Consider the following 12,622-nt stretch of genomic DNA (forward strand, 5'->3'; position numbering starts at 1 on the left):
ATAGGTACAGAACATACTGATTTTCAAATGTGATTTTACTTGCATTTATCTCTTATCAAGAGATGAATTTCAAGGAGATACTGCATAAATTCCGTACCGAATCATTCACGGAAAAGGAGAAAGGTACAAAGTTCGAGCGACTGATGCGCTCATGGTTGCTGACAGACCCACGTTACAACGAGTTGGAAAAAGTCTGGCTATGGGAGGAGTTTCCGGGACGTAAGGATTTCGGAGGTACAGACACAGGTATAGACCTTGTGGCAAAGACAGAAATGGGCGACTATTGGGCCATCCAGTGCAAGTGTTATGCCGAGGATGCCACAATAGACAAGCCTGCCGTGGATTCGTTCCTTGCCACCTCCAGCCGCACATTTACAAATGAGGTTACATTTCAAACAACCCGTTTCTCCAATCGCGTATGGATTTCTACTACCAGTCATTGGGGGAGCAATGCCGAGGAAGCCATCCGTAATCAGGAACCGCCAGTGACACGTGTCGGCATGGCCGACCTGAATTCATCCCCAGTGGATTGGCAAAAGCTGTTGGATGGTCTTACGGGAAACTCAGCACTCATAGAAGGCAAAAAACCGCGCAAACATCAACTCGATGCCATATCCAAGGCATACATGCATTATATTACAGAGGGAAACGACCGTGGTAAGCTCATCATGGCCTGCGGTACAGGAAAAACCTATACTTCGTTGCTTATCGCCGAACAGTTGTTGAACGGCAAGGGGCTGGTGTTGTTTATGGTTCCGTCCATCGCTCTGCTGGGTCAGTCACTCAACGCATGGTCAGCTGATGCGGGAAAAACCATAAAGGCGGTCTGTATCTGTTCGGATTCCAAGGCTTCGCGTAAGATACAGAAAAACAAATATGATGATGCAGATGACAGTGTGGTAGACCTTGCCGTACCTGCATCTACCAATCCGAAGTCCATCGCCTCGCAACTGAAGAAGTACCGCAGCCATGATGGACTGGTGGTAGTGTTTTCCACATACCAGTCCATTGATGCCGTGTCAGAGGCACAACAGGAAATACTTTCCGAAACAAACGGCGAATATGGTGTGTTCGACTTCATTATCTGCGACGAGGCACACCGCACTACGGGTGTAAAACTGTCTGATAAGGACGAGAGCAATTTCACTAAAATACACTCCGATGACAATGTGAAAGGTCGAAAACGGTTGTACATGACCGCTACGCCGCGCCTGTACGGTGAATCGGCCAAAGTAAAGGCTTCTGAAAAGGACTGTATCCTCTGCTCAATGGACGACAAGGCACTTTATGGAGAAGAGTTCTATCGTGTGAATTTCTCCTATGCCGTACAGAACGGGCTGCTGACCGATTACAAGGTGCTTGTCCTTACTGTCGGTGAAAACGATGTGCCTGATAATATAAAGCGGGACATCACCGATACGACCACCGAACTGAATTTTGATGATACGTCCAAACTTATCGGTGTGATCAACGGCCTCTCAAAGATGATACAGGGTGATGATCATCGCACATGGGATGCCGATCCACACATGATGCGCCGTGCTGTGGCGTTCTGTTCGTCCATTGACAAGAGCGCAAGCAGGACGGGCATCGCATCCAAATATGTTGCTTCCGTACTGCCGCAAATATCGGAAAAGTACGACAAAAATCTGGATGCGGAAAGCCTATCGCATACCGTTTCGATAACCGCAAAACACATAGACGGCTCTATGAACTCACAGGAACGAAATGGAATTCTGCAATGGCTGTCTGATGAGCCGGACAATGACCGAGAGTGTCGGGTGGTGACCAATGTGCGTTGCTTGTCCGAAGGTGTAGACGTACCGTCGCTTGATGCTGTACTGTTCCTTTCTGCCCGTAATTCACAGGTGGATGTGGTACAGTCTGTTGGCCGTGTGATGCGTACTTTCCACAAGGGACAGCTCGATGAGAAGAAATACGGATATATCATCATCCCTATTGTCGTGCCTTCTGGTGTTTCAGCAGAAGAAGCACTTGATAATAGCAAGACCTTTGATGTAGTTTGGGAAATCCTGAACGCGCTACGCTCTCACGACGACCGTTTCAATGCGATGGTGAATAAGATTGCGCTCAACAAGCAGAAACCAAACAAACAGTCCTACACTCCGTCAGTCACTATCGGCAGGCCGGGATTAGGCTTTCAAGAGGGAGAGAGTGAGGCACGGGAGCTGGAGAATGCAGAAATCGCACGCCAGTTGGAACTCAGATTCGGCGAGTTGCAGGACGGTATGTATGCCAAGCTCGTGGAAAAGTGCGGCGACCGCCTATATTGGGAGAACTGGGCTAAGGAAATCGGACTCATCGCGCACAAGTTCATCGAGCGCATATCCAAACTTATCCAGTCCGGCATACACAAAAAGGCGTTCAACGAATACCTCAAGGGGCTACAGCGCGACCTTAACCCGTCAGTAGATGCGGCACAGGCCATCGAGATGCTGGCACAGCATATCATCACCCGTCCGGTGTTCGACGCTTTGTTTGCCGATTACCAGTTCGTGAACAACAACGCCGTGAGCCGTTCCATGCAGCGCATGATAGACCTCTTACAAGAACAGGCTTTCGAGAAAGATACCGAGATACTGGATAAATTCTACAAATCGGTACGCATGAATGTTGGTGGCATTGATAATTTGGAGGGAAAACAGACCATCATCAAGAACCTATATGAGAAATTCTTTAAGGGTGCATTCCCGCTTACAGTGGAAAAACTAGGTATTGTTTATACGCCCGTAGAGTGTGTAGATTTCATCATCCGCTCTGTAGATGACATTCTTAAGGCGGAGTTCAACACTTCGTTGACCGCACATAATGTACATATACTTGACCCGTTTGTGGGTACAGGCACATTCATTACGAGATTGTTGCAGTCCGGTCTTATCTGCCCGGAGGATATGGAGCGCAAGTATCTTAATGAAATTCATTGCAATGAAATCGTGTTGCTGGCCTATTATATAGCTGATGTGAACATAGAATCGGTATTCCATGAGATAACTCGTCGTAAAACTTACCTGCCATATAGCGGAATCTGTCTGACTGATACCTTCCAGTTGGCAGAGAAAAAGCACAACGAGCTTTTCACGGAGTTCTTCCAAGACAATTCCAAACGGGTTAAGAAGCAAATGGCTACACACGTTAGGGTAATTGTAGGAAATCCACCATATTCTATCGGTCAGAAATCGGCTAATGACAATGCACAAAATACTGTATATCCAGCTATGGAAAAGAGACTGAGTGAAACTTATACAAAAAGAAGTTTAGCAGGACTTAGTAAATCAACTTACGACAGTTATGTGAAAGCATTTCGGTGGGCTTCTGACCGTATTCCACAAAATGAAGGAGGTATTGTAGCATTCATAAGCAATGGTGCATGGCTTGACGGTATCGGTCAGGATGGTATGCGCAGATGTATAGAGGAGGAATTTACCTCTGTTTATGTACTGAATTTGCGTGGAAATCAGCGCACTTCCGGAGAATTATCCCGTAAAGAGGGCGGCAAAATTTTTGGCAGCGGTTCTCGTACTCCTATCGCCATAACTTTCCTTGTAAAAAATCCGGCAAAGAAAGAGCAAAAGGCAGTTATCCATTATCATGACATAGGTGATTATCTCACTCGTGAGCAGAAGCTCAAACTGGTAAAAGATTTCCGTTCCATTTCTTCGCAGAAATTGGAATGGCAGATCATCACACCTAATGATAAGGCTGATTGGATAAATCAACGTGATGGAGTATTTGATAATCTAATACCGCTGTTTGATAAAAAAGGTGTTAGCGTTTTTAATCATAATGGACCAGCAGTAGCCACAGGTCGAGATGTTTGGGTTAATAATTTTTCTAATTCTCAATTGGACGACAATATCAATTACTTAATTAATAATTACAATGCTCAATGCCGCGAATTTCAAACAATTAAATCACAAGAAAAAGCGCTGTCTGTCGAATCATTCATAGATACTGATACAACTAAAGTAAGTTGGACTCGTTCATTAAGAAATTTCTTGTCGCGCGGAACTTTACTAAAGTTTGAAAGGGAAAGACTTATGGAATGTTCGTATAGGCCATTTTGTGTGACAAACTTATATTATTCTCCAAGTCTCATAGAAAGTCCAGGACAATGTAAAGATTTATTCCCTCAGAATACAGATAAAATCATTTTATGCGTAAATGGCAAAGGGTCTAATAAAGATGCCTCAGCCATAATTACCCATTATATTCCTGATTATCAATTACAATTTAATTGTCAGTTCTACCCATTATATTGGTACGAAGAAAACAAAAATCCACAGGGTTCACTTTTCGATGATGCAGAACCAAATCGCTATATTCGTCACGATGGCATCACAGACTGGATTTTGAAAGAAGTGCGGAAACGCTTTGGTGGTTTACGAGCTATTACCAAAGAACATATTTTCTACTATGTGTATGGGTTACTTCATTCCAAACAATACCGTGAGCGTTTCGCCGATGATTTGAAAAAGTCATTGCCACGCATTCCCATAGTGGATAATGTACAGGATTTCATGGCTTTTTATAAAGCAGGAAAGGAACTTGCCGACCTGCATTTGAACTACGAACAAGGCATTAACGAGCAGATTACAGGCCAAGACGGTGATTATCCGTTTTATGCAAATATGCCGATGGTTGCGCATCGGTCTTTGGGGATAAAAGTTATTGGTGACATTGACATCTGGAATAGTAAATGGACGGATGAAACCTATCAATACTTTGCCGTGGAAAAGATGCATTTTGCCAAAGTGCGTAATAAGAACGGCAAACTCATAGCTGACAAGAAATCCATTATTTACAACGGCCATATCATTATTGAGAATATTCCACTTAAAGCCTACGAGTACATCGTAAATGGTAAGTCTGCTATCGACTGGATAATGGAACGTTATGCCGTAACTATCGACAAAGCGTCCCAAATCAAGAATGACCCCAATGATTGGTCACAAGAACACGAACAACCTCGTTATATCCTTGACCTGCTCCTATCGGTGATTATGCTCTCTTGTCAAACGGTAGATATAGTAAATACGTTGCCTAAACTTAATTTCTAATGTGTATAGGATGTATGAATAATTTTTCATACATCCTATAACAGATTCATAATATGCCGATATATATGTCCAGTTTCTTCCAAATAGCGGAATTTTTTATTTAGAATACTAATGAGCGATCCTTTATTTTCACATAATAAGTAAAGTTCTTCAACCGTAAAAAGGATAATTCTCGAAGATTTGTCATAAAAATAATCCAGCGTTTTATCTGATGGTTTGGAGAGAGTTATGAATACACCTTTCGTAAATGGTGATTTTGCCTTAACTTTATTTGAAAACAATAATAAATCATCTTTGGTAATTTCTTTAGTTCTGTATTTAGCTTCAATAAGAACAGTATTACCATTTAATAGGAAACTTCCATCTATTTGATCATTTGTTGTACGATAAGACGGTTTTGCATCCATACCAAAAGCATCAAATAGCTCTTTCAAATAACTTTCAAACGCATATCCTTTTTGTTGTTGCGTTTGTTTCTTGTCTATATCTAGCAATGCCTTTTTTAAGTACTCAAAGTCTATTATATATGCCTTATCATCTGATTTTTGCGCTTTATGGTTTGTAGGAACCTTGCCTAATTTTATTTTCCCCAATTCATATAGCTTGTTAATGTCTTCTTGAGAAATGTTTTTGTCTAATAAGTTTTCTCTCATATAATTAACAAGCAAAATTATCATTTTCCCAACATACGTATCTGATTCTTCTTCAATAAATCGACGAAGCATTTTTGCTTTAGATAGTCCAGGGTATTTTTGATATATGCTATAAGATACAACATCTTTCATAAACTCTTCAAATTCCCGATTGGTGAAGTTCAATACATATCCACCGCCCATGCCGAAAACTCTTTCAATTAATTGCTTTTCCTGAAAAGATAATATGGCCATAAAAATTATTTGTTTAATTCTATATTACTGGTTTTCCCATGCCAGCCTAATATTTCTTTCTTAAAATCCAGAAAATTTTGTTTGTCAGTACGAGGACAATCAAAGGCTGATATCAACACATTTAAAGTTTTTTCCAAGCACCCTACAACCTCAAGTAAAAGTGGAGGAAGCATCACGTTGAATGTACGAGTACAATCAGGATAGAATTTTTTACGTGCTTTTATATTCTTTAAAGTTCCACTTTCATTTAAATCAGGGAAAAAGATCCATTGCTCAATATTATCATTAATCAATCCATGATAAAGGGCATAATGAAAATCAAGCGAGCCATTATGGATTATTTCATCACGTAAACTCTCAATAGTTCGAATACATACAGCTTCCTTTTTTGCAAATAGTGTATTCTCTACCATTAAATTATCACCAAGCCACTTGCGTTTACCATACGTAATGTTTGCACTTTTCATATTAGGATAAGACAAGAAATTTACATTAGACATTTCTTGCAATTCGTAGGCTACCTTAGTTATGATATCAAAACTTGAAGCAAGGGTTATAATAAGTGAGTTGAGATATGTATAAACATCAATACCCTGTGTACCTATTCCGAAAGCCACATCATCATATTCTTTAATATCACGGGATAAATTAGGCGTTAGAATTTCATATATTTTATTTATCAGCCTAACTAATACAGATGTTCTATTTTGAAAAGAAGACATCAACATTTCGCAATCATAATAATACAGAAGCCTATGAGTGAGTTCATTATCATTAGCTTGTACAAGTGTCTCAAAATCTTCTTTAGAAAGACATCCCTCTTGACTATGCCCATCATTGCGAACCCACATTGGTACCAATCCTACAATGGAATAATAATCGATACCTTTGAAAACATTCTTCATGATTACATCATGTAACTCTACTTCAAGAATATTTAGATTTTCGAGAGCTTCATTGATTTGTATGCCTATAGGATCATAAAATGTAAACTCACAGATCTTCTCTTGTGGCGTTGGAAGATTTTGTCTTAACTTATCAAATAATTCTTTTGTTTGTTTTTTCATATTTTAAGTAAATTCTGGAAATTTGTAGTTTCTATTGCTTGCAGAATATTGTTTCATACCATTGATGTAAATAATCTCAGGTATGTACTCATCATTATCCAACATATCCTTTTGAACTTCTGTAAATTTCTGCTTAATTTCTTCAATATTGTCCTTTTCCATAATTATCATAAAAATGCCAGTCTTTGCTCGTTCTGCTTTCATGTAGGCAGGCAACTGAGTACGATATCCGTGAATAAGATTTTCGTTAGTTGATCGTTTAATTTCAATAACAGTATTAGCCTTTGAACCTTTCGTTATATGAAAATCAATCTCACCTACACCAGGATTGTCTTCACGTGTTATAGCCAAGTCTAGATTACCTGCGATTTTATATGTATCCGCTACAGTATATAACAGAAGTTGCCAGTCTGTTTCATCTGGAGTCCGATTATTTCGATAGAATAACTCAGAAAGTCTATTGTGCTCAACTAAATGTTTGAACTGATAACACATTGCCAACGTTAGCTTGTAAACCTCTTCATCTTCGTTCGCATACTCAGTTGGTTTTTGGAATGGAATTTCGTCTAAGAGTTCTTGAAGCAATATATATCTATACTGATTTTTATTATCTGTGACAAAATCATATGGAACCGCATTGAGGCTTTTATAAAAGCTAATTGCTGCTTCATAGCAGTCCTTATTACCTATAATAAGATTCTTCCAATCATCTTTTTTATAGTTCTTATAATCAGACCAATTAATCCCAATTAGTTCTGCAATTTTTCTTTTTAGTCGATTATTGTAATTACATACAGAATCTATATCTTCAAAATCATGAGCTACAGGGAGATCTGCCAAAAATGATTCTGGAATAAAATGAATTGGTTTTCCCTTGTAATAGGGAACTTGAAATACAAGCCCGTATTCAAATGTGTAGGGGTGAGTTGTTAGTCCCATTTCTTGTGCAATCCGTTGTGTATACTCTAAGAAATGCTTTTGCAGGATGGCAATAGTCATATCACTGATTCTATCAGCTGCCATATTGTCCTCTATTAATTGCATTAAACCAAATATTTCTGGATCTTCAAGACCTGCGTTTATGATGGTGTATGCACTATGAGCGAGTTGTATGGAAAGGGCACCGCTAATACCTCTTCCTTTTGTATTACCTTTCGAAAATCCCAATCCTGTATTTGGAATTTCCTTGAAGGTGAATCTATTTACCATTTTTTTAAAGAATGGGTCATGAAGATTATCTGCTTTTGAAGCCTTCACTAGAGGAATAAATAATCTAAAGTAATTGAAGAACTCTGTATATGCATTCGTAAACTCGGGTATCTCACTTCCTTTAAGAAGAAGTGGGTCTATATGAAGTAAGGAATCCTGATCCAAAAAAGCATTATATACTCCTTTTTGAAGGAAATCCCTGTGCTTTACCTTAAAAAATCTACTGTATGTTAATCCCATATGCTTATTGCCTATAAATGTTTGATTATTCACATTGAACCTAATATATTTAGTAATTTTATCACTTTATGTATTTCTGAATATGCCTTCAAATCTTCTGGTGATTTTTGACAAAGTTGGCACAGTTTCTCTGAGTTTGACATAGCACGTTCCAAATTACCATTCTCAATCAAGTACTTGTAGAGGTTAGTGCGTATGAAATATCGTTTTGTCTTTTCATACCCAGGCATATATTTCTGCAATTCGGGAAGCAGTTGCTCATAGCTCTCATATCGCCGACAAACCACATTAGGCAAGAAGTGTAGAAGAAACCAGAATTCCGTGCAAGGATTCGTTTCTACAAACATAACCTTTCCGGCATATTTCTTCTTGCTATACTCTTTCTTTGCTCGTTGGTATAGTTGCATTTCGGAAGGATATTGATACAGCCGGTCTATATCAAAAAGGCATACGATAAAGTCATATTGCTTGTTCAAATAGGATTCTACCAGTTTTAGAATATGATTGATGTCGCTATGCTGTGGAAAATCCGGAGCGACCTTGAAAGGATAGCGGCATGCGATCCTCAGAGAATCGAAATAGAACCACTCGGTTTCTACCTCGCCTATGATGGCGATACTTTTTGTTACTGTCCGCCCCATATCATTAGTCATTTAGGTTAATATACTGGCTACCTAAGAACGGCAACTTTACCAATTTCCCCTGCTTGTAAGCATTATACGGGGAAAGATTCTTGTGTAGGCCTAAAGATGAAAGACGTTCTATTTTAGTCTCACCATATTCGTCTTTGTCGGTAAACCATATCGTATCACGTCGAATGAAATCCTCATTAAGAAGATTGATGTCGTGTGTTGTCAACAACATTTGGGATGTTCCTTCACTGTTCGCTAAAAAGACTTTTATAAAATAAGCCAGCAGTTCATAGTGGATGCTTGTCTCGACTTCGTCAATAAGCACAAACCGGTTGGTCTTCAATAAGAAATTCAGAATTACTGCCATCCCCAAAAATCTCATTGTACCATTGGATTCGTATTCTTCAGACAAATCGTATAGTTTGTCGCCAACCTTATGCTTGAATGTCAATTCTGCATTTGTGATTTTTCCTTTTCTAAGCATTTCAGCTTTTGCCTCATTATCAATAGGGGCATTTTGAATCAATTGCTCCAATTCAGGGGTAATCAATTCTTCCTCTTCATGCAATACGACATCTTCTATGTTGAAATCAGATGCTTTCAGAAAGTTCAAAATGAATTTCTTCAAATCGCCTGTTTCATCTTTATCTAATTGTGATTTTACATATCCTGAAAGCAGCATGCCAGGAGCCAATACATCTTTTACCTGTTTGGCAAAGTAATCATATACATCGTTCAACTTGGTGCGTTCCACATTACTCTTACCAAATGCAGCAAGTACACTGCAATTATTGATAGTGTTGCCGGAAATCACATCCTGGCTCTTCCGTGGCATTTTCAGATTTACGCCGAAATCTATTGTTGTGGAATCTGTAGTTGCATCATAACTACGGCTATACAATTTGGTAGGACGAATGGAATCGTAAACAATCAATGTCTCAGAATAGATATATTTTGCGTCTAATTCAAAATTAAGGATATACTTCGACTTATTAATATAGAATACCATAGACATCTTCGTCCTTTCATTCCTTGATATGTCATCCAACATAAAAGGAACGACCCCGGTTTTGTCATTTCGGTCTTTGGGCATCCTAAGAACAAGCATTCTGAAAAATTCCACAGCATTCAAGATATTGGTTTTGCCGGAAGCGTTAGCACCATAGATGATGCCCAATTTCAACAATCTTATCCCATCCTTAACTTCATATGAATATTCGTCAGACATAAAATTATCTGATGAAGGTTCAAAGCTTATCTTTTGTGGAGACTTTATTGAGAAAAAATTTTCAATGGTGAATTCTGCTATCATATTCGTTGAATTTATCTGTTATATGATGCAAAGATAAGAATAAAATCGTATAGAGCAAATCTATAATACATATTTCCGTAACAATATTACAAAATACGGTTTTAAAATTTACTTTATGCGTTTTTGATAACAATATAAAAGCCAGCAAAAGAATGGAGCCTTGAATCATTGGAATATATCATTACTGTCCACTAAAAATCGCAAATAGTTCTTTGAAATAATTGAATTACAGTTTGTTACAAGAGACTTTCTTGTGCAACGATTTGAAATCATAACTTTGCAGCCTTAACTTAGGCTGTATATGAATAAAGACAAATACGTTTTCGCCCAAATGGTTGAGTTTTTAGACAATTATAAGTTTCTCCGTATCGTAAAGAAGTATGATGGCAACAAGTATGTTAAGCATTTTACTTGCTGGAATCAACTCCTTACTTTGATGTTCGTACAATTGTGTAACCGCGAAAGTCTTCGTGATCTGATTGTTGCGCTGAATGCACATCAAGAGAAATGCTACCATCTTGGGGTTGGGAAACATGTCACTCGGAGTAACCTTGCAAAAGCAAATGAGAACCGGGACTACCGTATCTTTGAGGACTACGCATTCTATATGATAAGCGAGGCCAGAAAGAAAAGAATAAATGACATATTCAAACTAAACGGAAATGTATATGCCTTCGATTCTACAACGATTGACTTGTGTCTGAAACTGTTTCCTTGGGCAAACTTCCGTACACATAAGGGAGGTGTCAAAATCCATACGTTGTATGATGTAGAGACTCAAGTACCTGCCTTTATCCATATAACCGAAGCAAAGATAAACGATGTCAAGGCAATGGATGTAATACCTTATGAGTCTGGCTCTTTCTATGTTTTCGACCGTGCATATAACGATTATCATCGTCTTTATAAGATACATATGATGGATTCGTTTTTTGTTGTACGGGCTAAAACAAATATTAAGGCGAAAGTACTCAAATGGAAACGACGTTTACCTAAGAATATACAGTCAGACTGTGAGATTGAACTTACCGGTTTCTATACCCAAAAATCATACCCTGAAACGATTCGTTTGGTGAGGTTTTGGGATGAAGAAGACGAAAGGGAGTTCATTTATCTTACAAATACAAAACATATTCCAGCCTTACAGGTCGCGGAACTTTACAAGAATCGTTGGCAAGTGGAACTGTTCTTTAAATGGCTCAAGCAACACCTTAAAATAAAGAAATTTTGGGGTACTTCCGAGAACGCTGTAAAGATACAAGTCTACTCAGCAATCATTGCCTACTGTCTTGTAGCTATCATGCAACATGATATGAAACTGGATAGATCGACATACGAGGTTCTACAAATTCTTGGCATTTCTCTTACGGACAAGACTCCATTAAGGGAGCTCTTCAGCAAAACTAAATTCAATGATGTCAAAGAACAAAGCGGTCTTGATGGACCAAATTTATTTAGTAATTATAATTTTTAACTCGTCCTCTAATTTTTAGTGGACACTAGTGGGAATATATAAAAAGTAAATATATGATATCTTGTACCTACTAGATTGAATATTATTTTCCTATGAAATTTATCTCTTCATATTATTTTTTATGATTGAGAATTTTAGTACCTTTGAAATCTAAGGTAAGTGTTCTTTTATTTTATGTAAAATCTAGCGATTTCTAAACTTTACTTTCGAAATATTGATCTTATAAATTTCATATTTTCAATAAGTAATAGGAGGTAGTTATCTTTTGTATAGAGATTGATAACAAAATAGTTTTACGTAAAACGGTTATCAATATTATTGTGCAAACAATTACTCCTTTTGAGATTCATCCAAATTTGAGATATTTTCCGACAGACAAGAAACAACCTCAACAGAGCGTTTGCCTGAGTCCCTCTTCTAGAAAGAATTTTTAATGGTATATCTACGGAACAAGGGGGGATAAGACTCTATCAAGATTTGGAATTGATAAGTTATTAGATCCCGGTATCACTCGTGTTAAGAGCATACGACGAAGAATGCTTAAAGTTTACCGATTTTTATCCGTATTAGTTTTTCTATTACTGCTCATGATATTGATAGTATGTATCCAAACTTATAACCTATAAGCACTCTTGTTGCCTGTATAGATGATGAAGTCAATACGGAAACATTGCAATCTGCCATTGAATTTAAGCATTGGACAATACTTTCGTAATAATATAT

The 12,622-nt window shown here is 38.1% G+C and carries 7 protein-coding genes; 2 read left to right on the forward strand and 5 right to left on the reverse strand.

Annotated features, from left to right (window positions below):
- The first annotated feature begins 62 nt into the window (after window positions 1-62).
- Window positions 63-5,078, forward strand: a complete 5,016-nt coding sequence (locus tag ACZOVS_RS08090; protein ID WP_483996732.1) for a DEAD/DEAH box helicase — start codon at window positions 63-65, stop codon at window positions 5,076-5,078.
- 35 nt (window positions 5,079-5,113) lie between these two features.
- On the opposite strand, the gene ACZOVS_RS08095 is transcribed toward ACZOVS_RS08090, so the two are convergent.
- From ACZOVS_RS08095 to ACZOVS_RS08115, 5 genes are read right to left on the reverse strand one after another with little or no spacing between them, the layout of a single operon-like run.
- A complete protein-coding gene (locus ACZOVS_RS08095; RefSeq protein WP_483996733.1) occupies window positions 5,114-5,965 on the reverse strand; it encodes a restriction endonuclease in 852 nt (283 codons plus the stop codon).
- 5 nt (window positions 5,966-5,970) lie between these two features.
- Window positions 5,971-7,032 (reverse strand): hypothetical protein, encoded by a 1,062-nt coding sequence (locus ACZOVS_RS08100; RefSeq protein WP_483996734.1) that lies wholly within the window; start codon window positions 7,030-7,032, stop codon window positions 5,971-5,973.
- A gap of 3 nt (window positions 7,033-7,035) precedes the next feature.
- Window positions 7,036-8,514: a hypothetical protein gene (locus tag ACZOVS_RS08105; RefSeq protein WP_483996735.1), complete on the reverse strand. Its 1,479-nt coding sequence runs from the start codon at window positions 8,512-8,514 to the stop codon at window positions 7,036-7,038.
- A complete protein-coding gene (locus ACZOVS_RS08110) occupies window positions 8,511-9,122 on the reverse strand; it encodes an RloB family protein (RefSeq protein WP_483996736.1) in 612 nt (203 codons plus the stop codon). The genes ACZOVS_RS08105 and ACZOVS_RS08110 overlap by 4 nt, the downstream gene beginning before the upstream one ends.
- Window positions 9,123-9,126: 4 nt before the next feature.
- A complete protein-coding gene (locus ACZOVS_RS08115) occupies window positions 9,127-10,425 on the reverse strand; it encodes an AAA family ATPase (RefSeq protein ID WP_204500386.1) in 1,299 nt (432 codons plus the stop codon).
- Between the two features lie 301 nt (window positions 10,426-10,726).
- Between ACZOVS_RS08115 and ACZOVS_RS08120 the strand changes: the two genes are divergently transcribed.
- Complete coding sequence (locus ACZOVS_RS08120; RefSeq protein ID WP_483996737.1) at window positions 10,727-11,899, forward strand: IS4 family transposase; 1,173 nt, start codon at window positions 10,727-10,729, stop codon at window positions 11,897-11,899.
- The last annotated feature ends 723 nt before the right edge of the window (window positions 11,900-12,622 follow it).

It is taken from the genome of Candidatus Limimorpha avicola (genome assembly GCF_056978975.1).

Excerpts from the sequence above, each read along its gene's own strand:
- ACZOVS_RS08095 (WP_483996733.1), bottom strand. The coding sequence starts at position 5,965 with ATGGCCATATTATCTTTTCAGGAAAAGCAATTAATTGAAAGAGTTTTC.
- ACZOVS_RS08100 (WP_483996734.1), bottom strand. The coding sequence starts at position 7,032 with ATGAAAAAACAAACAAAAGAATTATTTGATAAGTTAAGACAAAATCTT.
- ACZOVS_RS08120 (WP_483996737.1), top strand. The coding sequence starts at position 10,727 with ATGAATAAAGACAAATACGTTTTCGCCCAAATGGTTGAGTTTTTAGAC.
- ACZOVS_RS08110 (WP_483996736.1), bottom strand. The coding sequence starts at position 9,122 with ATGGGGCGGACAGTAACAAAAAGTATCGCCATCATAGGCGAGGTAGAA.
- ACZOVS_RS08115 (WP_204500386.1), bottom strand. The coding sequence starts at position 10,425 with ATGATAGCAGAATTCACCATTGAAAATTTTTTCTCAATAAAGTCTCCA.
- ACZOVS_RS08090 (WP_483996732.1), top strand. The coding sequence starts at position 63 with ATGAATTTCAAGGAGATACTGCATAAATTCCGTACCGAATCATTCACG.